Below are 15,549 nucleotides of genomic sequence, written 5' to 3'. Positions count from 1 at the left end.
TCGGACAGCTTTTTGTATAGTATGGGGGTTATGAAGTAGTTGAGTTAGATTGACTGTTGTTATTGTTCGTTTTTTGATCATTAGACTGGTTTTTAGAATTGCTGTTTTGGGCGTTATTCTTTTCACCATTAGTATTCGAATTGGAGCTAGTATTCGAATTACTATTGGAACTACTATTTGTATTAGTATTCGAATTTCCACCAGCAAATTCCTTCATCAATTGATCAATATTCGGAATGATACTTCCAGCTTGACCACCAAAAGCACTCGTCATAGAGCTATCCACAACGGATTTCATAGTGGAACTCATCATAGCTTTAGTTGGACAATACTTTAAGATACCTTCCGCTGTTTTCATAGCACCGAAAATAATCATCAATCGACCACCAGTACAATTAGAATCGCGCGAAATTTTACCGATACCAAATGCAGTCATAGTTATACCACAAGTTAACCGCATAAAAGCATTTTTCGTACTTAAGTTTTCTGATTGTGTCAATTAATTCACCCTCCTATACAAATTTTCCCACAAAAGTGTTACTAAAAACTTTGTTTTCCTAAAGTGCTGTGATACGATAATTCAATAATGGCAAAACAGTATTAAATCCTATTTTTGACATAAATTAAATAATCGCTTTAACGAGCATAAAAATAATAAAGAAAAGAGAAAGGAGATGGATGTAATGCAAGAACCCTTGTGGAAAATTAGTCAAATCCGTCAACAAATAGCCATCATTGATGGTAAAGAAGCACCTAACATTGTAATTAAAAACGCGCGTTATTTACATGGAGTATATAAACAATGGATCCAGGGGAATATTTGGATTGAAAAAGATCGTATTATATACGCAGGGCCTAAAATGCCAACAAATACAGCGACAACTGAGATTGTTGATGCTGAGGGACAGACAATTGTTCCAGGATACATTGAACCACATGTTCATCCATTTCAGCTTTATAATCCCCAATCCTTTGCGGATTATGCAGCTCAACTTGGAACAACGACATTCCTATCCGATAACTTAATGCTATTTTTAGAAATAAAAAACAAGAAAGCGTTTTCAATTTTAGACCAATTAAAGAAACTTCCATTTTCATTTTACTGGTGGGCGCGATTTGATTCGCAAACAGAGCTTGAAAATGAACATGATCTCTTTACTACAAAAGCAATTAATGATTGGCTTGAACGAACAGATGTCATGTTAGGCGGAGAGTTAACAGGCTGGCCAAGATTACTAGCAGGTGATGACCAAATGCTTTATTGGTTGAAACTTGCAAAAGCACATGGCAAAAAAGTCGAAGCACATTTACCGGGTGCATCTGAAGGAACATTAACTCGTATGAAATTATTTGGTGCAGACGGGGACCATGAATCCATGACTTTAGAGGAAGTTGAAAATCGCATTTTGCATGGATATGCAGTGACATTACGTCATTCATCCATCCGACCAGATTTACCTGTACTTTTGAAAGATATCCTTGAGAAAAAGTTGAATATTTTCGATCATTTAATGATGACAACAGATGGTGCTACACCTTCATTCCATAGAGATGGTGTGATGGACAAATGTATTCAAGTTGCCCTTGATGCTGGTGTAGATCCAATTGATGCCTATCAAATGGCGTCTTATAATGTCGCACGCTATTATGACATGAGTAATTTACACGGGCTTATTGCTACAGGACGTTATGCAACATTAAATTTTTTAGAAAATGAATTTAATCCAGTGCCTGTCAGTGTATTATCAAAAGGTGTTTGGTTAAAACGAGAAAATAAAAAGGAATTCACCCTACCATCAATCGATTGGTCAGCAATGGATACATTCGATTTGAAATTTGAATTATCAGATGATGACTTCCAATTTTCGATGCCATTTGGGATTCAATTAGTAAATGATGTTATAACAAAACCATACAGCATATCCGTTCATACCAATGAAGGCAAACTTCACACAGACCATGATGAATGCTACTTAATGTTAGTTGATAAAAATGGGAAATGGCGTGTGAATACTTTGATAAAAGGATTCGCGACACATCTCCAAGGTTTTGCATCCTCGTATTCAAGTACAGGAGATATAATCTTAATAGGAAAAGATACAAAAGATATGTTAATAGCTTTCAACGAAATGAAAAAAATGAAAGGCGGTATCGTAATCGTTGAAGATGGAAGAGTTGTAGAAAACTTACCACTTTCAATTGGAGGAGGATTATCCGCCGAGCCTGTTGAACTATTAATAGAACAAGAATTAACACTCAAGAATGCTTTGCGGGAGCGTGGCTACAATCTTGGTGATGCTATTTATACTTTACTGTTTTTACAATCTACACATTTACCTTATATTCGGATTACTCAACGCGGTATTTTCGATGTGATGAAGAAAACCGTTCTATTCCCGTCCGTTATGAGATAGGAGGAAATCTTTTGAAAAAGAAGTTGATGGTAGTGCTACTAGTACTTGGGGTTTTAATAGTCGGATGCTCTAAAGAGAAAGAAGTGAAGGAAGAAAACAAGGAACCAGAAAAAACGGCAGTGCAAGCAGAAGTAGAGAAAAAGACTTTTATTACACCGTTTACTGGATTAGAAGTAGAGCAGAAACCAAAGATGCGTCCCGTAATGGTGACTATTAATAATCAGCCGCAAGCGCGTCCTCAATCTGGTCTAACTTCTGCTGACCTTGTTTATGAAATGATAGCAGAAGGCAATATTACACGTTTACTAGCAGTATTCCAAAGTGAGCTACCAGAGAATATGGGACCTGTTAGAAGTGCTAGAGATTATTTTGTTGATTTAGCAAAAGGTTTAGACGCATTTTATATTGCACATGGCTATAGTCCAGAGGCAAAAAATATGTTGAGTAGCGGTGTAGTGGATAATATTAATGGTATGCAATATGATGGTTCTTTATTTAAACGTTCAACGGATCGTGTAGCACCTCACAACTCCTATATTTCGGAGGAAAATGTAAAGTTAGGGTTTGGAAAAGTAGGAGCCTCACTAAAAATGAGTAAAAAAATACCTTTCTCTTTTTATGAGTCTGCTGAAGATGTTAAAATAGAAAAAGTTATATCTAAAATAGATATTCGTTATGGTATTGATGAGCAATTCCATAACACTTATACTTATAATGAAGACAGTAAATTATACGAACGTCAATCTGGTGGCGTTGTCACAAAGGATTTATTAAATGATAAATCTGTACAAGTTGCCAATGTGTTATTTTTTGAAGTAAATCAAAGTACTGTTGATCAAAAGGGACGTCAATCGCTTGATTTGACTTCAGGTGGAAGTGGTTATGTCTTTCAAGCTGGGCAAAAGCTAGATGTTAAATGGCGAAATGTAGATGGTGTGTTGGCACCATATGCAGATGGTCAGCCTATTAAACTAGTGCCTGGTAAGTCGTGGATTCATCTCGTACCTTCCAATCCTGGATTAGCAAAAGCGGTCACATATGAACCTTAATGAAGGAAAGGGGGAATGAAGCATGCAAATAGAAAAAATTAGAGGTCATCAAACAGAACAACTGTTTAAAGCTGTTTTGGAGTTAAATGATATAGAAGAATGCTATAAATTCTTTGATGATTTATGTACAATAAGCGAAATCCAATCTTTAGCACAACGTTTTGAAGTAGCGCATTTATTACGCCTGAAAAAAACGTATGAAACAATTAAAAAGGAAACAGGTGCTTCTACAGCAACTATTTCTCGCGTACGTCGTTGTTTTGATTATGGAAATGATACGTATGATGAGATGCTTGGCCGCCTTTATCCAGAGGAAAAACCTTTTCTAGCTCCTAAAGACTGAGGAGCTGTATAGCAAATAAAGAAACCGACTGAGCAGATGTCTGTTCAGTTTTTTTCTTGTGAAATAAAATTTTGATTAATTCTTTCTAGCCATGCCGAATTTACAATTGAGGGCATGTTTGACTAATGTATACTGGTAATTAGAGAAAAACGTGTTGTTCCTTGGCTAAGTCTAATAGATATTAATATTACAGATAGGTGGGTTAAAATGGAGTTTCAAAATTGGCGTCATGTATTTAAAGTTGATCCAGCAAAACCAATGACGGATGAGGTACTAGAACAATTGTGTGAATCAGGCACAGATGCAGTAATAGTTGGTGGTACAGATGATGTGACAATCGATAATGTATTAGATTTATTGGTAAGGATTCGACGTTTTACTGTACCCGTTGTTTTGGAAATTTCAAATTTAGAATCTGTTACACCAGGATTCGATTATTACTTTATACCAACAGTGTTAAACAGCAAGAATACAACTTGGGTAAAAGATTTGCATCATCAAGCGATTAAAGAATACGGGGATATTATGATGTGGGAGGAACTTTTTGCAGAAGGTTATTGCATATTAAATGCTGATTGTAAGGCTGCAAAAGTGACGGAGGCAAATACTGAGTTAGATACAGATGACGTAGTTGCTTATGCTAGAATGGCTGAAAATCTTTTTAATTTACCTATTTTTTATTTAGAATATAGTGGTACTTACGGGAATCCTAATATAGTAAGAGATGTTAAAGATGTTTTAGGAAATACACGATTATTTTATGGTGGAGGCATTTCTAACGCTGAACAGGCAAAGGAAATGGCTCAATCAGCAAATACCGTCGTAATTGGCAATATTATTTATGAAGATTTAAAAGCAGCGCTTAGTACAGTAAAAGCTGTGAAAGAAATATAAAACTATAGTATAATCAAGAACAAATGTTTGTATTGTAAAAAGGTGGTGCGTTATGGAACAGCTAACGAATAATTTATTAAAAGGAATGAACCCTGAACAGGAAGAAGCCGTAAAAACAACAGAAGGTCCATTGCTAATAATGGCAGGAGCAGGATCAGGGAAAACGCGTGTACTAACTCATCGTATCGCGTATTTAGTAATTGAAAAAAAGGTTTATCCTTCGAAGATATTAGCCATCACTTTCACGAATAAAGCAGCACGTGAAATGAGAGACCGTATTGACGGGCTATTAGGTAACGGTACGGGTGCACAAATGTGGGTATCGACATTCCACTCTATGTGTGTACGAATTTTACGTCGGGATATCGACCGTATTGGCTACAACAAAAACTTCTCCATTCTAGATACAACTGATCAATTAACGGTAATTAAAAACGTTTTAAAAGAGTTAAATATTGATCCTAAACGTCATGACCCACGCTCTATGTTAAATGCGATTAGTTCTGCGAAAAACGAATGTATCGATGTTGAAACATATAGAGCGCAAGTGAATGCAACAAACCCATACGAAAAAACAATTGCAGATGTCTATGAAAGTTATCAGAGACGCTTGCAAAAAAACCAATCACTAGATTTTGATGATTTAATCATGATTACTATTCGCTTATTCCAACAAGTGCCTGAAGTACTTGAATATTATCAAAATAGATTCCAGTACATTCACGTGGATGAATATCAAGATACGAACCACTCTCAATATCAATTAGTCCAAATGCTTGCGAAGAAATTCCAAAACATTTGTGTTGTTGGTGACTCTGATCAATCAATTTATCGTTGGCGCGGAGCAGATATCCAAAACATTTTATCTTTTGAAAAAGACTATCCTAAGGCAAAAGCAATCATGCTAGAACAGAATTATCGCTCGTCTGCACGCATCCTTCAAGCGGCAAATGACGTCATAAAAAATAACACTAGTCGCTATCCAAAAGAACTTCGTACGGAAAATGCTGAAGGTGAGAAAATTGCTATTTCACGTTCTTATGATGAGAAACAAGAAGCGCAATTTGTCATACAAACAATTCAAGAATTAATGTTAAAAGACAATCGTTCACTTGATGATTTCGCCATTCTTTACCGCACAAACGCACAATCACGTGCAATGGAGGAAGTGCTTGTGAAGTCGAACATGGCTTATACAATTGTTGGAGGCACGAAGTTCTATGATCGTAAAGAGATAAAGGATTTACTAGCATACCTACGTTTAATTGCTAATAATGACGATGATCTATCTTTAGCACGAATTATTAACGAACCAAAACGTAGTATTGGCGCAACTTCTTTTGATCGTATGGCGCAATTCGCATTCGAACAAGATCGTTCTATTTTTGATGCATTAAGAGAAGTGGATTTTATGGGCTTACCTGCAAGAGCAGCTAATGCAGCAGCAAAATTCCATGCGATGATTTCGGATTTTACACGAATGCAGGAATTTTTGTCTGTAACAGAACTAGTTGAGCAAGTACTCGAAAAATCAGGCTATCGTGAGATGTTGAAAACTGAAAAAACGATTGAAGCAGAAAGCCGCTTAGAGAATATCGATGAATTTTTAACAGTTACAAAAGCATTTGAGGCACAAAGTGATGATAAGACGCTCGTTGCCTTCTTAACAGATTTAGCACTTATAGCAGACATTGATTCTCTTGATAAAGAGGATGAGTCTAAAGGTAGTGTTGTTTTAATGACAATGCACTCTGCAAAAGGATTAGAGTTCCCAGTCGTTTTCGTCATTGGTATGGAAGAAAATATATTCCCACACTCACGCTCATTGCAAGATGAGGATGAAATGGAAGAGGAGCGTCGTCTAGCTTATGTTGGTATCACGCGTGCAGAGGAGAAACTATTCTTAACTTGTGCACAAACACGTACTATTTTTGGTCGTAGTAGTTATAATAATCCATCAAGATTCCTACAGGAAATTGATAATGAGATTATTGAAGATATTTCGGCTAACAGTAACAGTACTAGTGTTGGACGTTCACCGCGTCAGTCAGGTTTTGCTACATCAAAATCACAGACAACTCGTACAGTAGTGACAAAACCAGCTTATACACAATCTGGTGGTGAAAAACTTGAATGGGCTTCTGGTGACAAAGCAGCTCATAAAAAATGGGGTGTCGGTACAGTTGTTAGCGTTCGCGGTGAAGGGGATAATGTTGAGTTAGATATTGCTTTCCCAAGTCCAACAGGTATCAAACGATTATTAGCAAAATTTGCGCCTATCGAAAAAGTATAAGCGTAGTTGCGGAGGAAAATGAATGGACAAAATTCAACTGGAAAAGCGTGTAGCTGAACTAAATGAGCTTCTTCATGAATATGGACATGCCTATTATGTACTGGATAAACCAGTTGTTTCAGATGCAATTTACGATCAATTATTAAATGAGTTAATCGTAATTGAACAAGAAAATCCTGATTTAATATACCCGGATTCACCTACACAGCGCGTAGGAGGAGACATATTACAAGGTTTCCGAAAGGTTACACATGATTATCCGATGCTTAGTCTCTCTAATGCGTTTAACGAAGCGGATTTGAATGACTTCGACAGAAGAGTACGCGCCATTATCGGTGACAATTTTAATTATATTTGTGAATTGAAAATTGATGGTTTAGCGATTTCGCTGCGCTATGAAAATGGCGTTTTTGTAGTGGGATCAACACGTGGTGATGGTCAAATCGGTGAGGAGATTACAGAAAACTTAAAAACAGTTCGTTCTATACCGCTGCGTTTAAAAGAGTCGGTTTCCATTGAAGCGCGTGGAGAATGTTATATGCCAAAACGATCTTTCACAAATCTAAATAAGTCACGGGCAGAAAAAGGCGAGGAATTATTCGCAAACCCTCGTAATGCAGCGGCTGGATCGCTTCGTCAACTAGACCCTAAAATTGCAGCAAGTCGTAATTTATCTACCTTTATTTATGCTATAGGAGGTAGTGGTGAGGCTTATAATTTAGACAGTCATAGTGAAGCATTAGATTATATGGATAAGTTAGGCTTCCATACTAATCTTGAGCGCCGTGCATGTAAAGATATTAAAGAAGTAATGGCTTATATTGAAGAATGGACAGAAAAACGTCCAGAATTGCCCTATGAAATTGATGGTATCGTCATTAAAGTAAATCGTTATGATCAGCAAGAGGAGTTAGGTTTTACAGCGAAAAGTCCTCGTTGGTCTATCGCGTATAAATTCCCAGCTGAAGAAGTAGTTACTAAAGTTTTAGATGTTGATTTGACTGTTGGTCGTACAGGTGTTGTTACCCCGACAGCTATACTTGAACCAGTTCTTGTAGCAGGAACAACAGTTGGACGTGCAACATTGCATAACGAGGACATTATCCGTGAAAAGGATATCCGAATCGGAGACCAAGTCATCATCCGTAAAGCAGGAGACATCATCCCTGAAGTTGTTTCAGTATTGTTTGACCAACGTAGTGAAGATTCTGTTCCTTATGAAATGCCGACACATTGTCCGGCTTGTGACAGTGAGCTTATACGTATAGAAGGCGAGGTCGCACTTCGTTGCGTGAATCCACAATGCTTCGCACAAATTTCAGAAGGTATGGCCCATTTTGTATCACGAAATGCGATGAATATTGATGGGTGCGGAGAAAAAGTTGTAGAGCAATTATTAAAATCTGATCTTGTAAAAGATGTATCAGACCTATATAAATTAAATGTAGAGGAATTAGTCCAGTTAGAGCGGATGGGCGAAAAATCAGCAAATAATTTAGTCAAAGCTATTGAAAATTCGAAAGAAAATTCAATGGAGCGCCTATTATTCGGCTTAGGTATTCGTCATGTTGGAGCTAAAGCAGCACGCGTATTATCTGAAGAATTTGGTTCTATTCAAAACTTAATGAAGGCTACAACGAACGAACTTGTAAATGTAAGTGATATTGGTGAGAAAATGGCTGAATCATTACTTTCATATTTTGAAAACGAAGAAGTTCAAACATTAGTAAAAAGGCTTTCTGATGCAGGTGTCAACATGGACTTTAAAGGTAAAAAAGTAAATGTGGCTGACATAGAAAGTATATTTTCTGGTAAGACAGTTGTATTAACCGGTAAATTAGAACAATTGACACGGCAAGATGCAAAAGAGAAAATAGAACAGTTAGGTGGTACAGTTACTGGCAGTGTTAGTAAGAAAACAGACCTAGTAATTGCTGGAGAAGAAGCAGGTTCAAAACTAGCAAAAGCTGAACAACTTGGCATAGAAGTTTGGGATGAAAATCGCCTTCTTCAAGAATTAACTGTGTAAAGGAGATCAAGATCATGAAACGACTTCGCTGGATACCGGTGATGATTGTTGTCACCATGCTTGCAGGTTGCGTTCCATCATTAAATAATGATACGGAAGTAGTACAAAGCGATGCTAAAGACAAGGAAGAAGCAACAATCATTCCTAATTTACAACTTGATGACCAATACTACCGTACTCTTTTACCTTACAAAGAAAGTGCAAGTAGAGGTTTGATTGTTTCAAATATTTATTCTAAATACGATATAACAGAAGCAGAAAGTGGATTATTACGCTTATCACAAAATGCATTTGATCCAAGTAAGTACTTTTTCCAAGAGGGTCAATATTTAGATAAGAAAACAGCCACTTCATGGCTTGCGCGTAGTTCTCAAACAGATGATGGTTTAAATCCGGCTACTAACAACAAAATGTCGCCAACAGAACGTGCTACAAAGGCTCCTATCTATTTGGCACATATCGTAGAACAAAATTATCTTGAAAAAGCAGGCAAAAATAAAGTGAAGCTTGCAGGTGTTTCAATCGGTTTAGCACTAAACTCTATTTACTATTATCAAAAAGAAGATTATGGTGCAACTTATGAAGAACAGATACCTCAAGAGGCTTTAACAGAACAAGGGAAAAAAATTGCTGCTCAAGTTATCCAACGATTACGTCAAAAAGAGGGACTAGAAAACGTTCCAATGGTTGTTGGGCTATTTAAACAGCAAAGTCGTAGCGCAATTGTTCCAGGCACATATATCTCTTACGGAATTGTAGATGAGGGATCTAATAAAGTGTCAGAATGGCAACCGATTAAAGAGGAATACGTGTTATTCCCAACAAATGATACTAAAAAAGAAAACTATCGTGAAATGAATCAGTATTTTAAAAACTTTAAACAAGATATTGAAAAGTACTTTTCTAACTATACAAATGTTATTGGAACAGGATTCTATCAAAATAATGAAATTAAAAAGTTAAAGATAGATATTCCGATTAAATTTTATGGTACTTCTGAAATTGTTGGTTTCACCCAATTCATGGCTGGGGCAGTAATTGATCAATTCCCTAAAGACTTAAAGGTTGAAGTCAATGTTACTTCAGTTAATGGACCAGAGGCATTAGTAGTAAAAGAGGCTAATTCAAGTGAGCCAGATGTTCATATTTATAATGATTAGTTTTTAATAGAAAGAGTGCGACGAATCTGTCGCACTCTCAGACCATAGACAAACTCGAAGAAATTCAAGTTTGTCTATGGTCTTTTTATTTTAAAATATATATAAATAGATAAGAGACCGTTGATTTCCGCTAAGGTGGACGCTTTTTCTCGGGCGGGCGCCAAACCGCTTCGTCGCAATGCTCCTGCAGAGTCTTGGACTGTCCCGCTTTTTCCGCAGGAGTCGCCACCTTCGCTCCAATCAACTACACATCATGTAATATAAACAAATCTTCTGAGATGATAGGAAATTATAACAATAAAAAAATCCTGAAAGAGATCGAATTAAAATAATTGCTTTGGATCAACTAGTAACTCAAGAACATCGTGTGAGAAAAATTGAGTATGCAGTGGGCAAGCTAAAAAGGTCTTAAAAAGTATTCATGCAGACGATGCATACTTTTGCAGCTATAAATTTAAAGAAACTCGCTAATTAGACTTCAAAGAGTATTTTATCTATATAAGATCTTAAATAACCAAAATATATAAAAATAACATAAGACATACAGGATATGGCCATTTTGAATACCTTTTGTCGACAAACTGAGAGTACGACGAATCTGGCGCACTCTTTTACTTTTGCAGAAAATATGAAAACCATACTTATTTGTGTCGATAAATTGTATAATCTGAAGGTAGTCAATTATCTCTATTCATTTCGGCTATAATGGATTGGGAGTATATTGAGGTCGCTAATAGAGGAAAGAAAAGCCTTTATTTTCAAGCGTTTGGCGTCACTTTAGTGAAAAGTATCGCCTTGCATAAATATTACTAAAAATGATATTATTATCGGTATGGTTATTGAATTCGGAGGTGTGAAGAATGGCGAATATTTCAAAAGAAGAAGTGAAGCACGTTGCTAACTTAGCTCGTCTAGCTATTACAGAAGCTGAAGCTGAAAAGTTTGCACAACAATTAGGTGCGATTACTAAATTTGCAGAGCAACTTAATGAGTTAGATACTACTAATGTTGAACCTACAACACATGTCTTACCACTTGTAAACGTTTTACGTGAAGACGTTGCAGTGAAAGGTTTAGATCGTGAAGTTATGATGTTAAACGTAAAAGAACAAGTAGACGGCTTAGTTAAAGTACCACCAATCATTACAGAATAATAGTCAGTAAGGAGGGCCACATATGACATTGTTTACAAAATCAGCGCAAGAGTTACAAGAACTTTTAAAAACAAAAGAAATCTCAATCGCTGACTTAACAGAAGAAGCTTACAAACGTGTAGGTGCACTAGATGGAGAAGTAGGCGCGTTTTTAGCATTAGATGAAGAAAAAGCAACAGCACAAGCAAAAGAAATGGATGCAGTCCCATTTGAAGAAAGAGGACCACTATTCGGTCTACCTATCGGTGTTAAAGATAATATCGTCACTGAAGGTTTAGAAACAACTTGTGCAAGTAAAATTCTAGAAGGCTTTAACCCTATTTATGACGCAACAGTTGTCAACAAATTACGCGAAGCTGGAATGGTAACTATCGGTAAATTGAACATGGATGAGTTTGCAATGGGTTCTTCAAATGAAAACTCAGGTATCAAACCAGTTCGTAATCCTTGGAGTCTTGACCGCGTACCTGGTGGATCTTCAGGTGGTTCAGCAGCGGCTGTTGCAGCAGGAGAAGTACCATTCTCATTAGGTTCTGATACAGGTGGTTCTATTCGTCAACCAGCATCATTCTGTGGTGTTGTTGGGATGAAACCAACTTATGGACGTGTTTCTCGTTTCGGTTTAGTAGCATTTGCTTCTTCACTTGATCAAATCGGACCAATTACTCGTAACGTACGAGACAATGCATTATTACTTGAAGCAATCTCAGGTGTAGATGATAACGATTCAACTTCAGCAAATGTTGAAGTACCAAGCTTTGTAGAAGCTCTTACTGGTGATGTGAAAGGTCTTCGTATCGCTGTACCTAAAGAATATTTAGGCGAGGGTGTTGGAGAAGCTGCACGTCAATCAGTTCTAGATGCACTTAAAGTATTAGAAGCTCAAGGCGCAACTTGGGAAGAAGTTTCACTTCCTCATTCTAAATATGCTTTAGCAGCATATTACATCCTTTCTTCTTCTGAAGCATCTTCAAACTTATCTCGTTTCGACGGTATCCGTTATGGCTTCCGCGCTGAAAACGTTACAAACCTAGAAGAACTTTACAAAGAAACTCGTGCTCAAGGTTTCGGTGATGAAGTAAAACGCCGTATAATGCTTGGAACTTACTCACTAAGTTCAGGTACTTATGATGCTTACTACAAAAAAGCACAACAAGCACGTACATTAATCAAAGAAGATTTCGATAAAGTTTTCGAAGAATTTGATGTAATTCTTGGACCTACAACGCCAACTCCAGCATTCAAAATTGGAGAAAACGTTAAAGATCCAATGACAATGTACGCTAACGATATTTTAACAATTCCTATTAACTTAGCAGGTGTACCAGCAATCTCAGTTCCATGTGGATTTGAAAATGGTCTACCATTAGGTTTACAAATTATCGGTAAATACTTCGATGAAGCTACAATTTACCGTGTGGCAGATGCTTTCGAAAAAGCAACTGAATTCCACAAAGAAACTCCTCAAATTTGGGAGGTAAAATAACATGAACTTTGAAACAGTCATTGGTTTAGAAGTACACGTAGAGTTAAAAACAAACTCTAAAATCTTCTCTGGTTCACCAAATCACTTTGGTGCTGAACCGAATACAAATACAACAGTAATTGACCTTGGTTACCCAGGTGTTTTACCGGTTGTAAATAAAAACGTTGTAGATTACGCAATTCGTGCTTCTCTAGCACTTAATATGGAAATCGAACAACATACTAAATTCGACCGTAAAAACTATTTCTATCCTGATAATCCGAAAGCTTACCAAATTTCACAATTTGATAAACCAATCGGTAAAAACGGCTGGGTTGATATTGAAGTAAACGGAGAGAAAAAACGTATTGGTATTACTCGTCTTCATATGGAAGAAGATGCTGGTAAACTTACACATGGTAAAAACAGCTCTCTAGTTGACTTTAACCGTCAAGGTACACCACTTGTGGAAATCGTATCTGAACCAGATATCCGTACTCCAGAAGAAGCTTATGCTTACCTAGAGCAAATCAAATCAATCATCCAATATACAGGCGTATCTGACTGTAAAATGGAAGAGGGCTCACTTCGTTGTGATGCCAACATCTCAATCCGTCCATACGGCCGAGATGAATTCGGTACAAAAACTGAATTAAAAAACTTAAACTCATTTAACTTCGTTCGTCGTGGTCTTGAGTTTGAAGAAAAACGCCAAGCAGCTGTATTAAATGCAGGCGGTGTCATCGAGCAAGAAACTCGTCGTTTCGATGAGAAAACAGGGAAAACAATCCTTATGCGTGTAAAAGAAGGCGCGGACGATTACCGTTACTTCCCAGAGCCAGACTTAGTTGATATCGTTATCGACGACGCATGGTTACAACGCGTAAAAGATGAAATTCCTGAATTACCAGCAGCTCGTAAAGTTCGCTATGTTGAAGAACTAGGCTTAACAGCATACGATGCAGGCGTACTAACATTGCAAAAAGACATCGCAGATTTCTTTGAAGCAACAGTAGCAGCTGGAGCAGATGCAAAACTTGCTTCTAACTGGTTAATGGGTGAAGTTTCTGCTTATTTAAACGCAGAACAAAAAGAGTTAAAAGATACTGCTTTAACTCCTGAAGGCCTAGCAGGTATGGTTAAATTAATCTCTGCAGGTACAATTTCTTCTAAAATCGCTAAAAAAGTTTTCAAAGAGTTAGTTGAAAACGGTGGCGACGCAGAGAAAATCGTTAAAGATAAAGGTCTTGTTCAACTTTCTGATCCAACAGCTTTACTTAAAATTGTTACAGAAACATTAGACAACAACCAACAATCAATTGAAGACTTCAAAAACGGTAAAGATCGTGCAATCGGCTTCTTAGTAGGTCAAATCATGAAAGCTACTAAAGGACAAGCTAACCCACCAATGGTTAATAAAATCCTTCTTGAAGAAATCAACAAACGCTAATTTAACACTTTCAAAGACTGCTTGAGCATCCGTGCCTCAAGCAGTCTTTTTGCTATAGTAGAGAAAAAAGATAGGTGTAATCTCCCTATTTTCGTTTAAGGTGCACTATTTGGTCTTAGTGATTTCCATGCTGCAATGGGTGATGGGGAAATTGTTGTTAGTGGTGTTGAAATTGAAGGTGCAGCAATAGTTACATTAGAGATTATAAAAGGAGAGGCAATTGAACAACCTTTACTAGAAAATGAAGAAGTGTTTACACAAATTGCTTCTGCCAAAACATTAGATGAAGCAGGCAAGCTTGCAGCGGAGCTAATGGCAAATAGGATTATACAAAAATCAGGGCGATCAATAGCTATGTTATTAAGCGCAGCTGGTCAAATTGAAATTTGCCAGATGGTCGATCCACTAATGACTGTACGCTTCGTATTATCAAAAAACTCTAACTCAATTAAATATTTAAAATAGCTTAGTAACAGCATCTTATTTGTGATAAGCATGTTTAGAACTTTGCCAAAAATTAATAAAAGATTTACACTATTTTCAAGGAGGTTTTACATATGAAAACTGAACAACAATACTTTGACGAAGCAATTTCAATTCAAGATTATATGGATAGCATGACAGCGCAGAAGGATAATAGCTTCAAAGTTTATAACAATTATCAATTACCTGAGGATGAAGCATTTATTTCTTTATTAGCATCAAAAAAACCACATATTTTAACAATCACAGAAGACTGGTGTGGTGATGCGATGATGAATAATCCAATCATTCGTAAAATTGCAGAGGCAGCTAATCTAGAAATGCGTTGTGTCTATCGTGACCTAAATTTAGAGCTTATGGATCAATATTTGACAAATGGTGGTCGCTCTATTCCTGTTTATATTATTTTAAGTGAAGCGGGAGAAGTAATTGGAAAATGGGGACCACGTGCACCACAATTACAAGAATATGTATTAGCTAAAAAAGCCACACTACCTGCACAAGATGATCCGACATTTACAGAGAAGCAAAAGGAACTTTTTGCAGGAATTACTGATGAGAATGCTTCAAATGAAGAATTCTGGGGCTGGGTATATGATGATTTCCGTAAAGTTGTAACAGATACTTTAAAATAAAACCGTCATTTGCATAATAAGTATGATTCTGTATAATGAGATTGGAAGCTTTTCAAATTTGGACGTCTTAAAACTTAAATCTTAGACAAATTACAAGAAATAAAGGGCTGCCTAAACGTATTTAATATAAACGTTGAGACAGCCTATTTTGAGCGTTTAGTACTTTTGGGAACATTCCTT

At 36.8% G+C, this 15,549-nt stretch carries 13 protein-coding genes; 12 read left to right on the top strand and 1 reads right to left on the bottom strand.

Annotated features, from left to right (window positions below; all coding sequences use genetic code 11):
- Nucleotides 1-28: 28 nt before the first annotated feature.
- Nucleotides 29-499, bottom strand: coding sequence for a hypothetical protein (locus ACQKMD_RS05100; protein WP_427750043.1), 471 nt, complete (start codon nt 497-499; stop codon nt 29-31).
- A 184-nt stretch (nt 500-683) separates the two neighbouring features.
- Here ACQKMD_RS05100 and ACQKMD_RS05095 point away from each other — a divergent pair, with 184 nt between their 5' ends.
- The 12 genes from ACQKMD_RS05095 (at nt 684) to ACQKMD_RS05040 (ending at nt 15,369) form a co-directional block, all read left to right on the top strand.
- Nucleotides 684-2,414, top strand: coding sequence for an adenine deaminase C-terminal domain-containing protein (locus ACQKMD_RS05095; protein ID WP_427750041.1), 1,731 nt, complete (start codon nt 684-686; stop codon nt 2,412-2,414).
- Between the two features lie 11 nt (nt 2,415-2,425).
- Nucleotides 2,426-3,463 (top strand): DUF3048 domain-containing protein, encoded by a 1,038-nt coding sequence (locus ACQKMD_RS05090; protein ID WP_427750039.1) that lies wholly within the window; start codon nt 2,426-2,428, stop codon nt 3,461-3,463.
- Nucleotides 3,464-3,485: 22 nt separating this feature from the next.
- On the top strand, nt 3,486-3,806 hold the full coding sequence (locus ACQKMD_RS05085) for a YerC/YecD family TrpR-related protein (protein WP_427750037.1): 321 nt from the start codon (nt 3,486-3,488) through the stop codon (nt 3,804-3,806).
- Between the two features lie 207 nt (nt 3,807-4,013).
- The gene (locus ACQKMD_RS05080) at nt 4,014-4,700 is read left to right on the top strand and encodes a heptaprenylglyceryl phosphate synthase (RefSeq protein ID WP_427750035.1); all 687 of its coding nucleotides are present in this window, start codon (nt 4,014-4,016) and stop codon (nt 4,698-4,700) included.
- Nucleotides 4,701-4,752: 52 nt separating this feature from the next.
- Nucleotides 4,753-6,993 (top strand): DNA helicase PcrA, encoded by a 2,241-nt coding sequence (pcrA, locus tag ACQKMD_RS05075; protein WP_427750033.1) that lies wholly within the window; start codon nt 4,753-4,755, stop codon nt 6,991-6,993.
- A gap of 22 nt (nt 6,994-7,015) precedes the next feature.
- On the top strand, nt 7,016-9,022 hold the full coding sequence (ligA, locus tag ACQKMD_RS05070; RefSeq protein WP_427750032.1) for an NAD-dependent DNA ligase LigA: 2,007 nt from the start codon (nt 7,016-7,018) through the stop codon (nt 9,020-9,022).
- A 14-nt stretch (nt 9,023-9,036) separates the two neighbouring features.
- Entirely contained in the window at nt 9,037-10,182 is a 1,146-nt protein-coding gene (locus ACQKMD_RS05065; protein ID WP_427750030.1) for a CamS family sex pheromone protein, read from the top strand.
- Between the two features lie 860 nt (nt 10,183-11,042).
- Nucleotides 11,043-11,336: an Asp-tRNA(Asn)/Glu-tRNA(Gln) amidotransferase subunit GatC gene (gatC, locus tag ACQKMD_RS05060; RefSeq protein ID WP_427750029.1), complete on the top strand. Its 294-nt coding sequence runs from the start codon at nt 11,043-11,045 to the stop codon at nt 11,334-11,336.
- Nucleotides 11,337-11,358: 22 nt separating this feature from the next.
- Nucleotides 11,359-12,822 (top strand): Asp-tRNA(Asn)/Glu-tRNA(Gln) amidotransferase subunit GatA, encoded by a 1,464-nt coding sequence (gene gatA, locus ACQKMD_RS05055; protein ID WP_427750027.1) that lies wholly within the window; start codon nt 11,359-11,361, stop codon nt 12,820-12,822.
- Between the two features lies 1 nt (nt 12,823).
- Nucleotides 12,824-14,251, top strand: coding sequence for an Asp-tRNA(Asn)/Glu-tRNA(Gln) amidotransferase subunit GatB (gene gatB, locus ACQKMD_RS05050; RefSeq protein ID WP_053418878.1), 1,428 nt, complete (start codon nt 12,824-12,826; stop codon nt 14,249-14,251).
- Between the two features lie 135 nt (nt 14,252-14,386).
- On the top strand, nt 14,387-14,716 hold the full coding sequence (locus tag ACQKMD_RS05045; protein ID WP_427750025.1) for a hypothetical protein: 330 nt from the start codon (nt 14,387-14,389) through the stop codon (nt 14,714-14,716).
- 92 nt (nt 14,717-14,808) lie between these two features.
- Nucleotides 14,809-15,369, top strand: coding sequence for a thioredoxin family protein (locus tag ACQKMD_RS05040; RefSeq protein ID WP_427750023.1), 561 nt, complete (start codon nt 14,809-14,811; stop codon nt 15,367-15,369).
- Nucleotides 15,370-15,549 lie beyond the last annotated feature (180 nt).

This window comes from Viridibacillus sp. NPDC096237 (assembly GCF_050278625.1).
GTDB lineage: Bacteria > Bacillota > Bacilli > Bacillales_A > Planococcaceae > Viridibacillus.
The sequence above is the reverse complement of the archived record's forward strand: the minus strand, read 5'-3'. Positions and strand labels throughout refer to the sequence as shown.